This window comes from Actinocatenispora sera (genome assembly GCF_018324685.1).
GTDB lineage: Bacteria > Actinomycetota > Actinomycetes > Mycobacteriales > Micromonosporaceae > Actinocatenispora > Actinocatenispora sera.
This window is the reverse complement of sequence record NZ_AP023354.1, coordinates 1,495,456-1,512,861: the sequence shown is the minus strand read 5'-3', so window position 1 is coordinate 1,512,861 and position 17,406 is coordinate 1,495,456. Positions and strand designations below refer to the sequence as shown.

At 70.0% G+C, this 17,406-nt stretch carries 22 protein-coding genes and 1 pseudogene; 10 read left to right on the top strand and 13 right to left on the bottom strand.

The features are described 5' to 3' along the window. Window positions 1-244 precede the first annotated feature (244 nt). The 3 genes from Asera_RS07180 to Asera_RS07170 form a co-directional block, all read right to left on the bottom strand. Window positions 245-1,816, bottom strand: a complete 1,572-nt coding sequence (locus tag Asera_RS07180) for a glycoside hydrolase domain-containing protein (protein ID WP_169745872.1) — start codon at window positions 1,814-1,816, stop codon at window positions 245-247. Window positions 1,817-1,945: 129 nt separating this feature from the next. Then, window positions 1,946-2,341: a VOC family protein gene (locus Asera_RS07175; RefSeq protein WP_030447626.1), complete on the bottom strand. Its 396-nt coding sequence runs from the start codon at window positions 2,339-2,341 to the stop codon at window positions 1,946-1,948. Window positions 2,342-2,441: 100 nt separating this feature from the next. Then, window positions 2,442-2,993, bottom strand: coding sequence for a TetR/AcrR family transcriptional regulator (locus Asera_RS07170; RefSeq protein ID WP_211255668.1), 552 nt, complete (start codon window positions 2,991-2,993; stop codon window positions 2,442-2,444). Between the two features lie 160 nt (window positions 2,994-3,153). On the opposite strand from Asera_RS07170, the gene Asera_RS07165 reads away from it, so the two are divergent. Beyond that, the gene (locus Asera_RS07165) at window positions 3,154-3,807 is read left to right on the top strand and encodes a CatB-related O-acetyltransferase (protein WP_030447624.1); all 654 of its coding nucleotides are present in this window, start codon (window positions 3,154-3,156) and stop codon (window positions 3,805-3,807) included. Then, a complete protein-coding gene (locus Asera_RS07160) occupies window positions 3,705-4,280 on the top strand; it encodes a nucleotide disphospho-sugar-binding domain-containing protein (RefSeq protein WP_244843773.1) in 576 nt (191 codons plus the stop codon). Before Asera_RS07165 ends, Asera_RS07160 begins: the two co-directional genes overlap by 103 nt. A gap of 4 nt (window positions 4,281-4,284) precedes the next feature. On the opposite strand, the gene Asera_RS07155 is transcribed toward Asera_RS07160, so the two are convergent. Beyond that, window positions 4,285-5,103, bottom strand: coding sequence for a LysE family translocator (locus Asera_RS07155; protein WP_084132084.1), 819 nt, complete (start codon window positions 5,101-5,103; stop codon window positions 4,285-4,287). Between the two features lie 103 nt (window positions 5,104-5,206). Next, complete coding sequence (locus Asera_RS07150; RefSeq protein WP_051802564.1) at window positions 5,207-6,607, bottom strand: MFS transporter; 1,401 nt, start codon at window positions 6,605-6,607, stop codon at window positions 5,207-5,209. A 142-nt stretch (window positions 6,608-6,749) separates the two neighbouring features. On the opposite strand from Asera_RS07150, the gene Asera_RS07145 reads away from it, so the two are divergent. From Asera_RS07145 to Asera_RS07135, 3 genes are all read left to right on the top strand, one after another. Beyond that, window positions 6,750-7,754, top strand: coding sequence for a LysR family transcriptional regulator (locus tag Asera_RS07145; RefSeq protein ID WP_084132080.1), 1,005 nt, complete (start codon window positions 6,750-6,752; stop codon window positions 7,752-7,754). A gap of 74 nt (window positions 7,755-7,828) precedes the next feature. After that, window positions 7,829-8,413 (top strand): dihydrofolate reductase family protein, encoded by a 585-nt coding sequence (locus tag Asera_RS07140; RefSeq protein ID WP_030447620.1) that lies wholly within the window; start codon window positions 7,829-7,831, stop codon window positions 8,411-8,413. A 113-nt stretch (window positions 8,414-8,526) separates the two neighbouring features. Continuing rightward, on the top strand, window positions 8,527-9,057 hold the full coding sequence (locus Asera_RS07135) for a GNAT family N-acetyltransferase (protein ID WP_169745871.1): 531 nt from the start codon (window positions 8,527-8,529) through the stop codon (window positions 9,055-9,057). Here the strand turns inward: Asera_RS07135 and Asera_RS07130 are convergent. Both Asera_RS07130 and Asera_RS07125 read right to left on the bottom strand, forming a co-directional pair. Continuing rightward, complete coding sequence (locus Asera_RS07130; RefSeq protein ID WP_280529709.1) at window positions 8,990-9,289, bottom strand: SDR family oxidoreductase; 300 nt, start codon at window positions 9,287-9,289, stop codon at window positions 8,990-8,992. The two genes, Asera_RS07135 and Asera_RS07130, sit on opposite strands and share 68 nt — an antisense overlap. 148 nt (window positions 9,290-9,437) lie before the next feature. Continuing rightward, the gene (locus tag Asera_RS07125; RefSeq protein WP_030447617.1) at window positions 9,438-10,157 is read right to left on the bottom strand and encodes an SDR family oxidoreductase; all 720 of its coding nucleotides are present in this window, start codon (window positions 10,155-10,157) and stop codon (window positions 9,438-9,440) included. Window positions 10,158-10,297: 140 nt separating this feature from the next. On the opposite strand from Asera_RS07125, the gene Asera_RS07120 reads away from it, so the two are divergent. Further along, on the top strand, window positions 10,298-10,819 hold the full coding sequence (locus Asera_RS07120; protein ID WP_212804522.1) for a TetR/AcrR family transcriptional regulator: 522 nt from the start codon (window positions 10,298-10,300) through the stop codon (window positions 10,817-10,819). 224 nt (window positions 10,820-11,043) lie between these two features. On the opposite strand, the gene Asera_RS07115 is transcribed toward Asera_RS07120, so the two are convergent. Next, window positions 11,044-11,349: a CD225/dispanin family protein gene (locus Asera_RS07115; RefSeq protein WP_244843771.1), complete on the bottom strand. Its 306-nt coding sequence runs from the start codon at window positions 11,347-11,349 to the stop codon at window positions 11,044-11,046. Between the two features lie 147 nt (window positions 11,350-11,496). Here Asera_RS07115 and Asera_RS07110 point away from each other — a divergent pair, with 147 nt between their 5' ends. Beyond that, on the top strand, window positions 11,497-12,441 hold the full coding sequence (locus tag Asera_RS07110; RefSeq protein WP_051802562.1) for a helix-turn-helix transcriptional regulator: 945 nt from the start codon (window positions 11,497-11,499) through the stop codon (window positions 12,439-12,441). A 140-nt stretch (window positions 12,442-12,581) separates the two neighbouring features. Here the strand turns inward: Asera_RS07110 and Asera_RS07105 are convergent, their stop codons facing one another. The 4 genes from Asera_RS07105 to Asera_RS07095 are packed head-to-tail and all read right to left on the bottom strand — an operon-like array spanning window position 12,582 to window position 14,644. Beyond that, a complete protein-coding gene (locus Asera_RS07105; RefSeq protein ID WP_030447613.1) occupies window positions 12,582-12,995 on the bottom strand; it encodes an arsenate reductase ArsC in 414 nt (137 codons plus the stop codon). Continuing rightward, the gene (locus Asera_RS33870) at window positions 12,992-13,198 is read right to left on the bottom strand and encodes a hypothetical protein (RefSeq protein WP_425305970.1); all 207 of its coding nucleotides are present in this window, start codon (window positions 13,196-13,198) and stop codon (window positions 12,992-12,994) included. Before Asera_RS33870 ends, Asera_RS07105 begins: the two co-directional genes overlap by 4 nt. Window positions 13,199-13,232: 34 nt before the next feature. Next, window positions 13,233-14,339, bottom strand: coding sequence for an ACR3 family arsenite efflux transporter (arsB, locus tag Asera_RS07100; RefSeq protein WP_030447612.1), 1,107 nt, complete (start codon window positions 14,337-14,339; stop codon window positions 13,233-13,235). Next, complete coding sequence (locus tag Asera_RS07095) at window positions 14,339-14,644, bottom strand: ArsR/SmtB family transcription factor (RefSeq protein ID WP_030447611.1); 306 nt, start codon at window positions 14,642-14,644, stop codon at window positions 14,339-14,341. Before Asera_RS07095 ends, arsB begins: the two co-directional genes overlap by 1 nt. A 21-nt stretch (window positions 14,645-14,665) precedes the next feature. On the opposite strand from Asera_RS07095, the pseudogene Asera_RS33865 reads away from it, so the two are divergent. Together Asera_RS33865 and Asera_RS07090 are read left to right on the top strand one after the other, a co-directional pair. Beyond that, window positions 14,666-14,857, top strand: a pseudogene (locus tag Asera_RS33865) (hypothetical protein); the annotation flags it as partial. Window positions 14,858-15,143: 286 nt separating this feature from the next. Continuing rightward, entirely contained in the window at window positions 15,144-15,845 is a 702-nt protein-coding gene (locus Asera_RS07090; RefSeq protein WP_244843770.1) for an NAD(P)-binding domain-containing protein, read from the top strand. 16 nt (window positions 15,846-15,861) lie between these two features. Here the strand turns inward: Asera_RS07090 and Asera_RS07085 are convergent, their stop codons facing one another. Then, on the bottom strand, window positions 15,862-16,224 hold the full coding sequence (locus tag Asera_RS07085) for an ArsR/SmtB family transcription factor (RefSeq protein ID WP_211255657.1): 363 nt from the start codon (window positions 16,222-16,224) through the stop codon (window positions 15,862-15,864). Between the two features lie 78 nt (window positions 16,225-16,302). Here Asera_RS07085 and Asera_RS07080 point away from each other — a divergent pair, with 78 nt between their 5' ends. Further along, window positions 16,303-17,367, top strand: a complete 1,065-nt coding sequence (locus Asera_RS07080) for a flavin-containing monooxygenase (protein WP_030447609.1) — start codon at window positions 16,303-16,305, stop codon at window positions 17,365-17,367. Window positions 17,368-17,406: the final 39 nt, after the last annotated feature.

Here is a 17,406-nt window from a genome sequence, read left to right as displayed (position 1 = left end):
CCCAGTTGTGCCGGGAAGATCGGCCCGGTTGGGCCGTTGTGGCGCCGCCGGCAGCCGGGCGGCCCGGTCGTGGTGGGGGTGGACGGATCGGCCAGCGATCCCGCGATCGGCTGGGCGTTCGAGGAAGCCGCCGACCACGAGTTGCCGTCCCGCCGCATCGTCCACCCGCGCTGGTCCGTGATCGCCTGTGCCGCACGGTTTCGGGAGGGTCATCCGCTCCGGCCAGATCGGCCGACGGCCCCGCTCAGGACAGCGGGCCGAGACTCCCCCAGCCGGTACCGAGTCGTATCCGAGACGCGAAACCGGTGCCACGCCCCGGATACAGGTACAGGTACCCGGAAGAGGAGTGGATGGCCATCATGTCCGGATAGCCGTCCCGGTTGAAGTCACCGATACCGTCCAGGCTGCGCATCGAGTTCCAGCCGCCGGTACCGATCCGCGCCCGCGCCGCGAAACCGCTGCTGCGTCCCGGGTACAGGTACAGATCGCCGCTCGACGACAGGCGGGCGATCAGGTCGGGCCGGCCGTCCCGGTTGAAGTCGCCGACACCGGTCAGTTCACTCATCGCGTTCCAGCCGGCGCCGAGGCTCGTGCGGGCGCCGAGGCTGGTACCGCGGCCGGGGTACAGGTAGAGGTAGCCGGAGGAGGTCTGGACCGCGGCGAGATCCGGCCGCCCATCGCCGGTCAGGTCGCCGACCGCGGCGATCTCGCGCATCGCGTTCCATCCGGTGCCGAGCCGAACCCGGGCACCCAGGCCGGTGCCGGTACCGGGATACAGCCACAGGTAACCGGTGTTCGTGTCCCGGGCGATCACGTCCTCCCGGCCGTCGCCGGTGAAATCGCCCAGCCGGTTGATCGAGTTCATCGGCCCCCAGCCGGCACCGAGGCTCGTGCGGCTTTCCAGGTTGGTTCCGTTTCCGGGATACAGGTACAGGGTCGAGTTCGAGCCGTTGCGGCCGAGCAGGTCCGACCAGCCGTTGCCGGTGAAGTCGCCGACCTTGGTGGCCGGGAGGGGCGCCACGTCGAGGTAGTCGTTGTCGATGTTGATGGTCACGCCACCCCAGGTCTCATCATGTCCACCCCGGTACTGCTTGATCCGGCGGTGCGGCGACCAGTACGACGACGGGATCGCCGAGTCGGAGACGGTAGCCACGCCGTCCCACCGCGCGAAGTCGAGATGATCCGGGCGAACCAGGCTCGTCGACGAGTACGCGGCGACCTGGTCGGCGACGGTGGACGCCATGCTGCCGTACAGCCCGGCGAGGTAACCGCGATCGTGCACCCGGGTGTCGAAGCCACTGACGAAGTTCAGCACCGCGGTACGGCACGCGCTGTCGCCAGTGCGGTACGCCTCCATGTCGTCGTACAGCGTGCTGCCCCGCGGCAGCCCCAATGCGGTCGCCGCGGCGACCGCGTCGTCACCGGCTGCCCGGCCCTGTGCCGCGGCGGTCGCCGGATCGATCAGGTACTTCTTGTTCGACGTCGTGCAGGGCGCCTGCAACCCCATGTAGATCGGGACCAGATGCCAGCCCGCCGCCTGCTGCTCGGCCACCCATCCCGCGGTCAGGTTCGGCTGGCTGCACGCCCGGTTGATCCCACCGACGTAGACGCCGACCGCGCGGTACGGCGACGCGGCCCACGCCTGCATCGCCGTCGAGGACGGGGCGGAACAGGCGTCGAAGCCTTGTCCGGTGAACGATCCGGGCGCCGGACTCGCCGCCAGCGCCCGCTGCGGAGCCGATCCCACCGTCAGTGCCGCCGTCTCGGCGACCGCAACGACCGCCAGGCTGGCCAGAATCCGCATCGTGGTTTTCACCGGATGCCTCCCCACGACCCGGGGGCTACGGACGGGGACGGTGGAACCGCCCCAGGTTCCCGCACACCGACCGCCGAACCCCAGTGCCGAATGGCACCCGCCGGCGGGCCTTTCCGCTCTCCGAACCGGTCAGTCCGATGGGGCAAGGGTGCGCACGACGCAGAACTCGTTGCCTTCGGGGTCCGCCATGACCACCCAGTTCCGGTCGGGTCCCTGGCCCACATCGGTGGTGGCAGCGCCGAGCGCGAGCAACCTGGTGACCTCGCTGTCGGTACTGGCGTCGATCGGGCTGACGTCGAGGTGCAGCCGGTTCTTCACCGACTTGTCCTCGGGTACTCGGGTGAACACCATGGTGGGTGGCATCTGGCGGGCCCGGATGTCCTCGATGGTCGGCTCCCAGGAGCCGATCTCGACCATGCGCTCGTTGCGGTCGAGCACGGTGAAGCCCAGCACCTCGCACCAGAAGGCCGCCAGCCGCTCCGGGTCGTGGCAGTCGACGTTCAACTCGGTGAACCTGCTTGTCATCGGTACTCCTTGGTGGAGCGGCGGATCTGCCGCCGGTGGGACAGTTCGAGGCCTTTCCGGTGAGCAGAACCCGACCCGTGGTTCGGCCCGGATTTCGCGATCACGCGGGCAGTTCCGGGTGGGCGAAGGCGCCTGCGGCGGCCGCGAGCACCGCAGCCTGCGCGGCGCGGGCCGGGACGGCCGGGTCCGGCCCCGTACGCAGCAGGACAAGCTCGTGGTAGACCGGCGCCGTGGCGGCGATCAGCAGTGCCCGCGCGTCGGTACCCGCGGGCAACTCGCCGCGCCCGGTGGCGCGGGCGACCAGGACCTCGGACTGGGCGTACCGGTCGGCCCACAGCCGTGTCTGGGCGCGCGCGGCCTGCTCGGAGTGGAACGAGGCGGCCATCAGTGCGAGCGCCAGCGACGGTCGTTCGACCAGGGACTGCTGGATTTGTCGGTTGAGCTCGGTCAGATCGCCGAGCAGCGATCCGGTGTCCGGCGGCTGCCAGTCGATCTCGCCGGCGGCGTCGATCACATCGACGATCAGGCCGCCGACATCGCGCCAGCGCCGGTAGACCGTGGCGCGATGCACGCCGGCCCGGGTCGCGACGCCCTCCACGGTCAGCGCGTCGTGGCCGCCGCGGGCGAGCTCGGCACGGACGGCGTCGAGCACCCGGGCGCGGACGCGGGCAGTGCGCCCGCCGGGGCGGCGGTCGGTTGCGGGCAGGTCGGCCATCGGCAGTGGGTATCCGGTTGGTTCGGGCGGCTGGGTGTGCGAGCATCTTAACGCGACAGTTGTCGCTCTAGTCAAGTCGAGAGGATCCGCCTCCGTGATGCGGCCCGTGCCCGCCGACCCCACCGTGCTGCACCCGATGCCGGAGCATCCGCGTGTGGTCCTGCTCAAGCCGCTGGTGACCTCGCCGCTGATCGAGGTCGGCGACTTCTCCTACTACGACGACCCGGACGACCCGACCGCGTTCGAGACCCGCAACGTGCTCTACCACTACGGGCCGGAGCGCTTGGTCATCGGCAAGTACTGCGCGCTGGCGACCGGAACCCGGTTCGTCATGAACGGCGCCAATCACCGGATGGACGGCCCGTCCACCTTCCCGTTCCCCACCATGGGTGGCTCCTGGGCGGAGCACTTCGACCTGATCACCAACCTGCCCGGCCGCGGCGACACCGTCGTCGGCAACGACGTGTGGTTCGGCCACGGCGCCACGATCCTGCCCGGCGTACGCATCGGGCACGGCGCCATCGTCGCCGCAGGCGCCGTGGTCACCAGCGACGTGCCCGACTACGGCATCGTCGGCGGCAACCCTGCCCGACTGATCCGTACCCGCTACGACGACGCCGACATCGCCCGGCTGCTCGCCATCGCCTGGTGGGACTGGCCAGTCGAGTCGATCACCACCCATCTCCGCACGATCATGTCGGGCACGGTCGCCGATCTGGAGGCGGCCGCCGCCCAGATCGAGCACCCCTGACTCCGCATTGCCCGCACCGCACCGGAAACGAGTCATCACCATGCCCCGCCGCGCCCACATCGCGGTGGTCGGCGTTCCCATCGTCAGCCACGTACTGCCCCGTCGACGACGCGAGGTGCACCCCTGGGGGCCCGCAGCGGTCGATCCTGGCCCAGGCGGACGCCTTCGTCACCCACGCCGGCACGGGCGGCTGCGGCGAGGGGCTTCTCGCCGGCGTACCGATGATCGCCGTACCGCAGGGCGCCGAGCAGTTCAGGTACCCCGACCGGCTGGTGGAACTGGGCGTCGCCCGCCGGATGGGCACCGCGGACGCCACCGCCGAGACCCTGCGCACGGCGCTGACCGACCCGGTCGCCGACCCGGCCCGGGCCCGCCGATCCCGGCAGCTGCGGACCGCCGCTCGCGCCGAGGGCGGTACCACGCGCGCCGCCGACCTCATCGAGACCCTGCTGCCCGACAACGCCACCCGCTGACTCCCTAGACATGCGCTTTCTCGGGTATCTCGCGCGCGAGCAGAACGGCGACCGCCCCCAGCACGGTTCCGGTGATCCGGCGCTGCCACACGGCCCACGTTGGCCGACGTTCGATGAATCCCGCGATCGCGCCGGCCGCGATGACGATCAAGGCGTTCACCGTCAGGCTCACCCCGATCTGCACACTGCCGAGGGTGACTCCCTGCACTGCGGTATGGCCGAGACGTGGGTCGATGAACTGCGGGATCAACGCGAGGTACATGATCGCGGCCTTGGGGTTCAGCAGGTTGGTGATCAGCCCCATCCGGAACAGCTTTCGGGCGGGATCCCGCGCCAGGGTCTGTTTCGGGGCCCCCGGCCGGCCGAGGCGAGTCCCGGTTGCCTGCTCGCAAGGCGAAGGGCAGTTCGTGTGCCGGGCCTGCACACGGGCTGACCGGCAACGCCGCGAGCGGGCAAACCGGGCCGCCGCAGCCAGCACGCGGGGCTCCGAAACAGACCCTTGTTGCCGTGTCTCGAACATGCCTCGGCCACCAGGTTTGAGTGCCCGCCACGCCAGGTACGCCAAGTAGAGCGCACCGGCGGCCTTGAACCCGATGAACAGGAAAGGGACCGCGACGAACACCGCCGCGAGGCCGACATTGGCCATGACCAGGTAGATCACGAACCCGACACCGGTGCCGGCCAACGAGGTGAGTCCGGCGATTCGCCCCTGACTGATACTGCGCGACGCCAGGTACATCATGTTGGGGCCAGGAGTGACCACCATCGCGAGGGCGGTCAGGGTCATGGCAACGGCCGCAGCCGTCGAGATCAGCATGAGCATGCCTTTCCACTTCGAAACAACCTACGTGGTGGATCCAGGCTCGGGCTCAACCCCGACGAGCGGCCCATGCTCGCGGGCGGATCGAGAGCCCGGGTACGGGTTCTCACCGAAACCTGCTGCCACACATTGGCGTGGCCGACCGCGTACCGGACGGCTCGAGGTCAGCTGTTCCTGATGTGCTCTTCGCCGCACCGCTCGAAACGCGCGTTGCGAGCACGCCAGCGGCCAGATAGCCGCCCGCCACGATCGACATGGGGAGGTGGAGGCTCGGGAGCCCACCACGGGGCGCAAGAACGCTGCCCAGGATCGCGACGCCGAGTAGACCACCGATCTGTCGTGCCGTGTTGAGCACCGCCGAGCCCAGTGCCGCTCGGCCGGGTGGAGACGCATCCAGGACAACCGCAGTCATGGCCGGCATCGCCGTGCCGATCAGCCCGAAGATCGCGGCGAAGACGGCTACCGAGCCGAAGGGAGTGCGGGCGTCGGTCGTTGCGAAGAGCGCCGCGCCAACGGCGCCCGCCAAGAGCCCGATGAGCATCGGGAGTCGTGCGCCAAAGCGAGCATTCAGATGTCCGGAGAGCATCGTGCAGGCCACCACCACGACAGCGAGTGAGAGGATGGCAAGACCGGCCTCCGCCGCGGATCGGTGCTGGGTGCGCTCCAGGAACAACGCGAGGCAGAACAGCGTGCCGTACAGGCCGAAGTTGAACAGCGTGCCGATGACGGTGGCGGTCGAAAATCGCCCGCTCCTGAACATGCGCAACGGGAGCATCGCCTCGTCGGTGACTCGTTCGACGATCACGAAGCCTACGGCCAGTCCGAGGCCTGGCAGCCCGAACGTCAGAAGCTGCCAACTGACCCAGCCGTGCGCCGAAGTCGTGGTGAACGCGATCGTGATCGCCGCCAGGGCGGCCACCGCCAGGATCTGCCCGTACGGGTCGGTCCTTGACCGCGGCCGTTTCGCAGCTTCGCTCACCGTGGCCAGGACCATGAGTCCGGACGCCGCCCCTACGGGCACCGCGACGAGAAAGACTGCGTGCCAACCAACCGAATCCACGAGGATTCCGCCAATCGCCGGGCCCGCGGCCAGGCCGACGCCGGAGATGGCGCCCCACGCCCCCAACGCGCGGGCGCGAGCCCGACCCTCCGGAAAGCGGTGCGCGATCAGGGCCAGCGAGCAGGGAACGAGTGCCGCTGCGCCGATCCCCTGCACGGCACGCGCGGCGATCATGGTCGGCACCGTCGAGGCGAATGCGCAGACGACGGTCGCCGCGGTGAAGACCGCCAGTCCAGCGAGGTAGAGCCGACGTGCCCCCCACCGATCACCCAGCGCGCCAGCATTGATCATGAAAGCCGCGAACGTGAGCGTGTAGGCATTCAGAATCCATTGCTGACCGGACAGCGATGCGTTCAGCGAGGAGCCGATGGCCGGCAGCGACACACTCACGATCGTGGCGTCGAGAAGGACGACGAAAAACCCGAGGCAGATGGCCACCAGCGCCACCGTCCCCCGGTCGCCAGGTGGTCGTGAACGAAAGACGACCGGGACAGCGCTACGGGACATGCGTCCAGCGTCGCCCGGCTCCGATCGGCCCACAATGCGGAATAGATCGAGTTAGACTTCGCCTGGGACGAAGGCAGGAGCCATGGAGACCACTGGGCCAGCCGCCCGCACGCTCGGCTTCGATCTCCTCGACCTGGAGCTGTTCGCCCAGGTCGTCGAGGCGGGCAGCATCACTCACGGCAGCCGCGAGGTGCACCTCGCACTGCCGTCCGCCAGCGCCCGTATCCGGCAGATGGAAAGGGCGATCGGGACGCCGCTGTTGACCCGCGGTCGCCGCGGCGTGACGGTCACCCCGGCAGGCCTGCTGCTCCTGCGCCATGCCCACTCCGTGCTGCACCAGATCGACCGGATGCGCGGGGACCTCACCGAGTACGCCGCCGGGTTGGTTGCAACCATCCGTCTTCTGGCCAACACCGCAGCAGCCACAACGACCCTGCCCGAAGAGTTGGTCACGTTCCTCGTCGCCCACCCGGCCATCGACGTCGATCTGGAGGAGCGCCCCAGCCACCTCATCGTGCAGGCCGTGGCCGAAGGACGCGCCGAGATCGGAATCGTGGCCAGTTCGGTCAGTGTCGGCCAGCTCCGCCACGTTGCCCTTCGCGACGACCGGCTCGCACTCGTCACACCACCGAAGCACCGCTTCGCCCGCCGCAGACGGATTCGCTTCGAGGAGTGCCTTGACCAGCCATTCATTGGTCTCAGCGAGGGAAGCGCGCTCCAAGAACACCTCGAAGGCCATGCGCAGCCGCTGGGGCAGCGGCCCCACTACCGGCTCCGGCTGCCAAGTGTCGAAACCGTCTGCCAAACGGTCGCCGCCGGTGTCGGCGTCGGTGTCCTGCCCATTGCGGCCGTCCGACGTTGGCAGCATGTTCATCACCTCGCGACCGTGCCCCTCAGTGACGACTGGGCTGCACGCCAGCTCCTTCTCGTCACGCACCCCACCGTCGCCTTGTCAGCTCCAGCAGCAGCGCTCAGAGCGCATCTCGCGAGCGCGGCGCTTGCGGGAGACCCAGCGGAAGAGACTCGCCAGCGATCTGACGCTGGTCGTAGATCAGGGACACCGAAGCGCGCGTGGCGACCTGCCTGAGGGGCCAGCCGACGCACGGCGGGACGAGTTCAGGGGAAGATCCGATCAACAGGGTCGTGCGTACCGCCAGGAAGGTGAGTGACGATGGGAAAGCTGCTCTGGCACACGCGTTGAGCCTGGATGGCTTCATCGCCGGTCCGGGCGACGACATGGGGTGGGTCTTCGACGTCGATGGCGGGTCCGGCCAGACCGCGGACGAGGTCGTTCGATCGACGGGAGCGCTGCTGGTTGGCCGACGTACTCAGGATGTCGAGGACCGCGACCAGCCGGGTTTCTACGGAGGCAGCTTTCGCGGGCCGTTCTTCGTGCTGCGTCACGATCCGCCGGCACAGCCTCCCGTCGTGAAGGGGGTGACGGGGCAGTTCCTCGACACGGGGATCGAGGAGGCGGTGGCGCGTGCCAAGGATGCGGCGGGTGGCTTGGATGTAGTCATCCTCGGCGCCAACGTGGCTCGGCAGTGCATCGAGGCCGGGCTCGTGGACGAGATCATCGTTCACATCGCGCCGTTCCTGCTCGGCGCGGGGGTTCGCTTCTTCGAACGCCGCGATGGCGCCCCGATCAGGCTGCGGACGCTGTCCTCTCGAAGGGAGGGCGAGACCATGGTGTTGCGTTACGCGGTCGACGGGCCGACCAGGCCGACGACCGGTCAGCGCGCGTGATGCACCCTCAGCCGGTAGGCGCCGCGCCCGACGCACCATCTGCTCGCCTGGTTCAGGACATCGCCGGACCACCGCCTTGCGGGATACGGCCGGGGGTGATCAAGATGGCGTCCATGCGAATTCGGACCGGTGTCCCCCAGGACATCACCGGGATCGCGAGCGTTCACCTCGCGACTCGGCGGGCGACGTATCGAGGGATACTCCCGGACGAGGTGTTGGACGTCATGACACCGGCCTCGGTGGCGGCCTGGTGGCGGGAGTACCTGCCGCAGGCGCCACGACCGAACACGCTGCTCGTGGCGGACGCCGAGAGCACCCCGCAAGGATTTGCCTTCCTCCAGGCGGCGGGCGTTCGGGGCGAGATATTCGCCATCCACGTACACCCGCAGGCGCAGGGGCAGGGCATCGGTCGGCTGCTGATCCACCGCGCTCTGGAGGTGCTGGGATCCTGGGGATGCGATCGTGCCGTGCTCTGGGTGCTCGCCGACAACCATGGTGCGCAGCGGTTCTACCGGAAGCTGGGTTGGACGCCCGTGCCCGAGGGCATCCGCGTCGAGAACATCGACGGGGCTCCGGTCACCGAGGTCTCCTACCAGTTGCCCCTCGCTCCGGACGAGCCCCGTGCCGGACACCATCCAGCCTGATCGGCCCAGCCCTGGGATGCCAGGTGCTGGACCGCTCCGGGGCGAGGAACGCGGTCGCCTCGGCGATCTCCTCGGCGGAGGCCGGCCGGACCGCCGGTGCGGCGGCGGCGAGCTGGTCCAGGCCGTCGCCCATGACGGCCGTCCCCTCGGTACGGGTCGGGCCTGGGCTCACCGCGTTGACCCGCACGCCGCGCGGCCCGTACTCCGCCTCCCAGGACGTCGTCCGCAGCACCAGGTCCTGCCCGTCGCAGTGGTGGCCGCTCCCGGTGTGACGGGCGAGCCGACGAACCGTCCTCTTCGACGACCGTCACGAACGCGCGCATCTGTTGAAGCTCCACACCACCATCACACCACCGGGATCGCGGTACATGGGGCGTTCGTCAGAGCGACGCCAGCTGCGCCCCGCCCGCACACTCGATCACCGAGCCGGTCATGTAGCCGTTGCCGGCCAGGAACTCCACCGCCTGCGCAACCTCGTCGGCCGTACCGACCCGGCCCGCAGGCAGGGCCCGCCCGTACCGCTGGAACATCTCGGCCCGAGCGTCCTCGGGCATCGAGGACCACCAGGGGGTGTCGATGACTCCAGGCGAGACCGCGTTGATCCGCAACGGTGCCAGCTCGGCCGCCAGCGGCGGGATCATCGACTCCAGCGCGCCGTTGATCGCCGCAAGACCCGCAGTGCCCGGCATCGCGATCCGAGCGCTGACCGCGGTGATGAAGGTGACCGACCCCGAGGCAGCCAGCCTTGGCAAGGCCGCTTGCAGCGTACGCAGCTGTGGCCAGAACTTCCCCGCGAAGCCGGCCGCGATCTCGTCAAGGTCCATGGTGGAGATCGGTCCGGCGCCGGCCGCTTCGCTGAGCGCCAGGACGAGGTGATCGTACGTGGTGTCCTCGCCGAAGAAGCCGGCCAGAGCTGCCTTGTCGGTCGCATCCACGGCGACGGCTCGCGCACCGGTACTGGACTCGATCGCGTGCAACCTCTCCGGATCGCGCCCGGTGACCGTCACCGTGGCATGCCGATGCGCGAACCGCCGGGCCGTAGCGGCGCCGATGCCTGAGCTGCCGCCCATCACCAGGATGCGCTGCCCTTCGAAACTCATGTGGCTCTCCATTTGACGAGACTTCGAGTCTCGGCAATCTTATCGAGACTCTGAGTCTCGACAACTGATAGGCTCGTCACATGGCCGAACGACGCCCTCACACGGGACGACGCCGCAGCGAAGAGGCCCGGTGCGCCATCATGAGTGCCACCCTCCGCCTGTTCACCGAGCGTGCGGCTACAGACGTGACCGTCAGTGCCATCGCCGCCTCCGCCGGTGTCGGAAAGCAAACGATCTACCGTTGGTGGCCGTCGAAGTACGCCATCCTGGCCGAAGCGCTGAGCGACCTGAGCGCCTCCCGCGTGCCCCAACCCGATACGGGCAGCGTGCACAAGGACCTGCGGAGGTACATCACAGCCACCTTCCTCGGCGCTGGATCCGACGAGGTCGCCCCGCTCCTGCGCGCCCTGGCGGCACAAGCCCAGAACGACCGGCAGAGCCGCAGCACCCTGCGCGCCTTCGGCCGGGATCGGCGCCAGGCGCTGAGCGCGATCCTTCGCCGCGGTGTCGAGCGCGGTGAGCTGCCCGCCCACACCTCGGTCGACCTCGCCGTGGACCAGGTCTTCGCCATGCTGTGGTACCGACTTCTCATCGACGATGGTCCGCTGTCGGCCGGCGTAGCGCGCCGGCTCACCGATGCCCTGCTCAAACAACTCAGCTGACGCGCCGGATCCGGAGCCTTCGACACGTCGAACTCGCGCGACTCATCCAGGCCGGACGGGCCGGGCAAATCCGCCGTCCCTGATGGCGTCGCGCGGCACGGTCGGCGCCGGCGATCCCGCGGTCGCGTACGGTCGGCTGCGACTGGCGCTTCCCGCACGGCAGCTGTGTTTCGCTCGCCCGACCGGGCAGCTCCCGCCTCGTGTCCTCCGCCCGGGCCGTGCCCTCAGAGATGCGCTCGGACCCACGCGGCGGTGTCCACCGGGTCGACGATCGCCGAGGCGACCAGCGGCACGCAGACCCCCGACAGCGCCAACCAGACGACGCCGACGATGGTGGCCCGGAGTGACCAGACACGCGCCGCCTCCGCAGCCCGTGCTGCTCCCGCATGGTCACCGGATGCCGACAACGGGTCGACCTTGATGGCGTTGGCCACGGCGGGGATGCCGAGCGGCCAGAACAGCACGATGCCCACGATTGCCCGGCCGAGATGGTTGGCCGCGGCGCGGGGCGGGGCTGGCGTCGGTTCCACGCAGGTACTCCTGTCTGGTGGGGTCAGGGCCGCGGAACGGAGCGCGCGAGTGCCCATCAATCAGCGTCCGGGCTTCGCCGAGCCCGTTCAAGGAGAGAACCGGTCAGTGGCAGGTTCCGGCCACGGCTGCGGCCTTACGATGCAGGAATGCTGGACTCGGTGCTTTCCCGCCAGGCGGGCGATCTCTACCAGCGGCTACTCGCCGGGGAGTACCACTCGCTGGCATCGGACGCCATCGACTCGCTCGACCACGACGCCCTCGAACTGGTACGCGCCGGCTTCGCGCGGGTCCAGGACGGCGACCCACCGCTGCTGCGCCCGGTCGCGCCGGCAGCCGCCGTGCAGGAGGTGCTCGGCAAGCTGGCAACGCGGATCTCCTCGTGGCAGGAGCACACCGCGCACACCGTTCACGACCTGATCACGCTCCAGCGCAGCGCCCTGAGCATCGACGGACATGCCGTCCGGCCGCAGGTCGAGGTGGTCACCAACGCCGCGGCCGTCATCGACCTGGTCGACAGCGTTCAGCGTGGCGCCCGGCACGAGTTGCTGTCGCTGGACTCCACCGCGGCAGCCGGATCCAGCTGCCAACCGCGGCTGTCGCCGGTGGTGGCGAGCCCGCCAGCGGTGTGGAAGACGGTATTCACCGCCGACTTCGACACCCCGGAACTGTCCTGGATCCTCGACGGGACCCGGCAGGCGGGAGGTGAGGTACGGCTCGCCGCGACCCTGCCGATGAAGCTGCTCATCGCCGACCGCAGCACCGCGCTGGTACCACTGGACGAGAGCGGCTCGGCCGGTGTCGTCCTGTTCCGCTCCTCGACGGTGGTCGGGGCGCTCGTCGAACTGTTCGGCAACCTGTGGGACCGCGCCACGTCGCGTCCCGGCGCACCGAGTCACGCCGGCGGGCTGACCCCGTACCAGCGGCATGTGCTCACGCTGTTGGCGGCCAGTCTCAAGGACGAGGAGATCGCCGCCCGAACGCACGTGTCGATCCGCACGGTACGGCGCAACGTCGCCGCGATCCTCGACCGGCTCGGCGTGACCACGCGCTTCGCCGCAGGGGTACAGGCCGCCAAACGCGGCTGGCTCTAGGGTCTGCTTGAAGTTGATCTTGTGGGCAGGAACCGGCCACGACCCGGATCTCGGCCTGCCGACGGCTGCCCGCACGGCGTGCGTTGCGCAGGACGATGCTGCTGATCACGGTGCGGCGCAGGCGAAGTGTTTGAGCAGAGTTAGTGCCTGCCGGTGGTGGTCAGTTCGGCCAGCAGGGCTTGGACGCGGTGGTCGATCTGGTCGCGGATGGGGCGTACCTGGTCGAGGGTTTTGCCGGCGGGGTCGGGAAGGCTCCAGTCGAGGTAGCGCTTGCCGGGGAAGACGGGGCAGGCGTCGCCGCAGCCCATGGTGATGACGATGTCGGCGGCGTGGACTGCTTCGGTGGTCAGGGGTTTCGGGAATTCCTGGGTGAGGTCGAGCCCGATTTCGTTCATGGCTTCGATGACCGCGGGGTTGATGGTGTCGGCGGGTGCGGAGCCGGCGGAGCGTACGGTGACGCGTCCGGCGGCGTGATGGTGCAGCAGGGCGGCGGCCATCTGGGAGCGTCCGGCGTTGTGGACGCAGACGAACAGTACTTCCGGCGTGGTGGTCACGACGGCTCCATGGGATTCACGAGTGCGGCGAGCCGGTCGGTGGCGAAGTGGACGCCCAGGACCGGGGTGTGGCGGTGGACGCGGGCAGCGGCGTCCAGCATCGCGTAGGACCGTTGCAGGTAGTGGTGGATCGTCTCCGGGCCGAAGATCCCGGCGAGACGGTCGGCGGCGCAGGCGTGGCATCGGTGTCGAGCAGTCGGCAGTCTTCGGCGTCGGCGCAGTGGTGGGGCTGGTCGGTCATGACGAGTTCCCCGAGGGTGCGAGCGTTGCGGTGGCGGGGTTGAGTCGGCGGCGTAGCCACAGCGACACGTAGACCAGCGCGACCAGGGCGGGTACTTCGATCAACGGCCCGACCACACCGGCGAGGGCTTGGCCGGAGGTGACGCCGAAGGTCGCGATGGCCACGGCGATGGCGAGTTCGAAGTTGTTGCCGGCGGCGGTGAACGCCAGCGTCGCGGTCCGCTGGTACGGCAGGCCGACAGCGCGGCCGAGGGCGAACGAGCCGGCCCACATGATGGCGAAGTAGCTGAGTAGCGGCAGCGCGATGCGGGCCACGTCGATGGGGCTGCGGGTGATCGCGTCGCCTTGCAGCGCGAACAGGATGACGATGGTGAACAGCAGCCCGTAGAGCGCGAACGGTCCGAGCTTGGGCAGCAACCGGCCCTCGTACCAGTCGCGTCCCTTGCCGCGTTCACCGAGTCGGCGAGTCAGGTATCCGGCGATCAGCGGGATGCCGAGGAAGATCAGCACGGAGCGGGCGATGGACCAGACAGAGAAGTGCAGGTCGGTGGCGGGCAGGCCGAGCCAGCCGGGCAGGACGGTCAGGTAGAACCAGCCGAGCAGTCCGAACGCGATGACCTGGAACACGGAGTTGAGGGCGACCAGGACGGCGGCGGCTTCCCGGTCGCCGCAGGCGAGGTCGTTCCAGATGATCACCATGGCGATGCAGCGGGCCAGCCCGACGATGATCAGCCCGGTCCGGTAGGCAGGCAGATCAGGCAGCAGAAGCCAGGCCAGCGCGAACATCACGGCCGGCCCGACGATCCAGTTGAGCAGCAGCGAGGGGATCAGCAGGCGGCGGTCGCGGGTGACGGTGTCGAGCCGGTCGTAGCGGACCTTGGCCAGTACCGGGTACATCATGATCAGCAGCCCGGCGGCGATCGGGAGGGACACGTCGCCGACCCGTACGGCGTTGAGGGCGGTGTTGAGGCCGGGGATCAGCCGGCCCAGGCCGAGCCCGGCGGCCATCGCGAGCAGGATCCAGAGCGGCAGGAACCGATCCAGGCGCGACAGCCGGCCCACGACCGCCTGGTCGGCGGGTGTGGCGGTGTCGGTGGCGCCCATCAGCATTCCCGCCGGACGTCCGCGTTGCCTGCGGCGCGGTCGGCCAGGTCGGTGAGCCGTGTCGCCGTCGCGCGCAGCATGTCGGGTCGCAGCCGGTAGTAGGTGAACTTGCCGTGTGGTTCGCGTTCGACCAGGCCGGCTTCCCGCAGGGCGCGCAGGTGGTGGGAGACCAGCGGCTGTTTCGCGCCGAGGTCGTCGACCAGGTGGCAGGTGCACAGGGCGCCGTCGGCCAGCAGGTCCACGATCCGGGCCCGGATGGGATCGGCCAGCAGCCGAATCACATCAGGCTCGGTTGATATCAACATGGATTGATCTAAGCTCGGCCGGTGCGGCCGTGTCAAACGACGAACCGGTGGACGAGAGGTGGCCTGTCCGTGGATCGACGGGAAGCCGACCGCGGGTCGGGGCCGGTGACCGAAGCCGACGCCGCCCTGGATCGGGGTGGCGCGGTCGATGTCGTGGTGGTCGGCGGCGGCCAGGCCGGGCTCGCGGCCGGGTACTTCCTGCGGCGGGCCGGGGTGTCGTTCGTGATCCTCGACGCGCAGATCGGCGCGGGTGGGGCGTGGCGGCATGGCTGGGAGTCGCTGCGGCTGTTCTCCCCGGCCCGGTACAGTCCGCTGCCCGGGTGGTGGATGCCGCCGCAGCCGGGTGAGCCGTTCCCCACCGCCGCGCACGTTCGCGGCTATCTGGCCGACTACGAGCGGCGCTACGCGCTGCCGATCGTGCGGCCGGTCGAGGTCACCGCGTTCGGCCGCGTCGCCGGCGGGCTGGAGGTGCGGTCCCGGTCGGCGCGGTGGCGGGCCGGTGCGGTGGCGGGCCGGTGCGGTGGTCTCGGCGACCGGGACCTGGCGGCGCCCCTATTGGCCGCGCTATCCGGGCCGGTTCGGCGGCCGGCAGTTGCACACGGTGTCGTACCGGCGGCCGGAACCGTTCGCCGGGCAGCGGGTGCTGGTGGTGGGTGGCGGAAACTCGGCGGCGCAGATCCTCGCCGAGGTCTCCACCGTGGCGAAGACCAGTTGGGCCACGCTGCGGCCACCGCGGTTGTTGCCCGACGAGGTCGACGGCCGGGTGCTGTTCGATGTGGCCAGTCGCCGGCAGGCCGCGGTGGCCGCCGGCCGGGGTGACGACCGCGGAGCCGCGGCGCTGGGCGAGATCGTGATGGTGCCCAGCGTTCGGGCGGCCCGCGAGCGCGGGGTCCTGGTGGCGCGGCCGATGTTCACCAGGCTCGTTCCCGAGGGCGTCGTGTGGCCGGACGACACCCTCGGCCGCTTCGACACGATCATCTGGTGTACCGGGTTTCGGCCCGACCTGGGGCACCTCGACCCGCTCGGCCTGTCCACGGTGCAGGGGGTTCCGGCGACGGTCGGCACCCGCTCGGTCGACGAGCCGCGGCTGCACCTGCTCGGCTACGGCGACTGGACCGGCACCGCGTCGGCCACCATCATCGGCGCCGCCCGCACCGCGAAGGCCTGCGTCGCGCAGCTCACCGCCGCCCTGGCCGCCTGAGCCGCGGTCTGCGGCGTCAGCAGCAGAACCGGAGGTACGCCTGCAGGTCGGCGAGGGCCTGCCCGGCGCGGGTCTTGTCGGCGCGGTAGAGCACGATCTTGCCGTCGCGGCGGGCGGTGACGATGCCGCCGCGGCGCAGCAGTGCGAGCTGTTGGGAGGCGGTCGACTGGCCGATCCCGGCCCGCTCGGCGACTTCTCCGACCGACAGTTCGGCGCCGCGGGCGAACAGCAGCATGATCTGCTGCCGGGTCGGGCTGGCCAGCGCCTTGAGGAAGTCGTGGGTCATCTCCGACAGCTGCGGTTGCCCCTGTTCACAACAGGCCTGCTCGGTCTGATCTGCTACCTGCTCGGTCTGATCTGCTGCCCGCTCGTCTGCCATCCCGCCACCTCCCCGCGGGCCCACGCTAACCTCATATCGACAATTTGTCATTTCACGATATGACGATATGATGGCGGCATGCAGAGCGACACGAGGCAGTCGGTGGTGATCGTGGGTGCCGGCCAGGCGGGTCTGGCGGCGGCGGGGGCGGTGCGCGCCGCGGGCGGCGAACCGGTCCTGTTGGAGGCGGGCAGCGAGCCGGTCGGGTCCTGGCCGCACTTCTACGACAGCCTCACCCTGTTCTCCCCGGCGCGGTTCAGCGCGCTGCCGGGTGTGGGGTTCCCGGGTGATCCGGATCGGTACCCGCGCCGCGACGAGGTGGTCGACTATCTGCGCGACTACGCGAAACGTCTGGAGCTCGACATCCGCTACGGCCAGCAGGTCGAGCAGGTCGCCCAGACCGCTGGCGGGTTCGTGGTGCGTACCGCCGGCGGGCTGGAGGTCTCGGCGGGGCGGGTGATCGCCGCCAGCGGCGGGTTCGGCACTCCGTACCGGCCGCGCATCCCCGCGCTGGAGGGCTTCGGCGGACGGGTGCTGCACGCCGCGGACTACCGCGGTCCGGGCCCGTTTGCCGGGCAGCGGGTGGTGGTGGTCGGTGCCGGCAACTCCGCGATCCAGATCGCCATCGAGCTGGCCGAAGGCGCGCGGGTGACGATCGCCTCGCGGCACCCGATCCGGTTCCTGCCGCAGCGCGTCGCCGGCCGCGACATGCACTTCTGGCTCACGGCCACCCGGTTGGACACCGCCGGGTGGGCGCGGCGGCTGTTGACCGGCGGCGCCGGGACCCCGGTATTCGACACCGGCAGCTACGCCGCCGCGATCGCTGCCGGGAACCCGGATCGGCGGCCGATGTTCGTGCGCGCCGCGGGGAGCAGCCTCACCTTCGCTGACGGCCAGCGCGAGCACGTCGACACCGTGCTGTTGGCCACCGGGTACCGGCCCGCCGTGGGCTACCTGGCCGCCCTCGGCGCCCTCGACAAACACAGGCTGCCCCGCCACCACGGCGGCGTGTCGAGCACCCATGCCGGGCTGGGTTATGTCGGGCTGGAATGGCAGCGCAGCTTCTGCTCAGCCACCCTGCGCGGCGTGGGCCGCGACGCCGCGCACGTCGTACGCCAACTCCACCGCCCGGCACGCCGATAGCCACCGCATGCGCCGACCTGCCGATGGTGCTCCCGCAGA

Coding starts and splice junctions, on each gene's coding strand:
- Asera_RS07175 (WP_030447626.1), bottom strand. CDS start 2,341: ATGACAAGCAGGTTCACCGAGTTGAACGTCGACTGCCACGACCCGGAG.
- Asera_RS07165 (WP_030447624.1), top strand. CDS start 3,154: ATGCGGCCCGTGCCCGCCGACCCCACCGTGCTGCACCCGATGCCGGAG.
- Asera_RS07155 (WP_084132084.1), bottom strand. CDS start 5,103: ATGCTCATGCTGATCTCGACGGCTGCGGCCGTTGCCATGACCCTGACC.
- Asera_RS07145 (WP_084132080.1), top strand. CDS start 6,750: ATGGAGACCACTGGGCCAGCCGCCCGCACGCTCGGCTTCGATCTCCTC.
- Asera_RS07135 (WP_169745871.1), top strand. CDS start 8,527: ATGCGAATTCGGACCGGTGTCCCCCAGGACATCACCGGGATCGCGAGC.
- Asera_RS07125 (WP_030447617.1), bottom strand. CDS start 10,157: ATGAGTTTCGAAGGGCAGCGCATCCTGGTGATGGGCGGCAGCTCAGGC.
- Asera_RS07120 (WP_212804522.1), top strand. CDS start 10,298: ATGAGTGCCACCCTCCGCCTGTTCACCGAGCGTGCGGCTACAGACGTG.
- Asera_RS07110 (WP_051802562.1), top strand. CDS start 11,497: ATGCTGGACTCGGTGCTTTCCCGCCAGGCGGGCGATCTCTACCAGCGG.
- arsB (WP_030447612.1), bottom strand. CDS start 14,339: ATGGGCGCCACCGACACCGCCACACCCGCCGACCAGGCGGTCGTGGGC.
- Asera_RS07095 (WP_030447611.1), bottom strand. CDS start 14,644: ATGTTGATATCAACCGAGCCTGATGTGATTCGGCTGCTGGCCGATCCC.
- Asera_RS07085 (WP_211255657.1), bottom strand. CDS start 16,224: ATGGCAGACGAGCGGGCAGCAGATCAGACCGAGCAGGTAGCAGATCAG.
- Asera_RS07080 (WP_030447609.1), top strand. CDS start 16,303: ATGCAGAGCGACACGAGGCAGTCGGTGGTGATCGTGGGTGCCGGCCAG.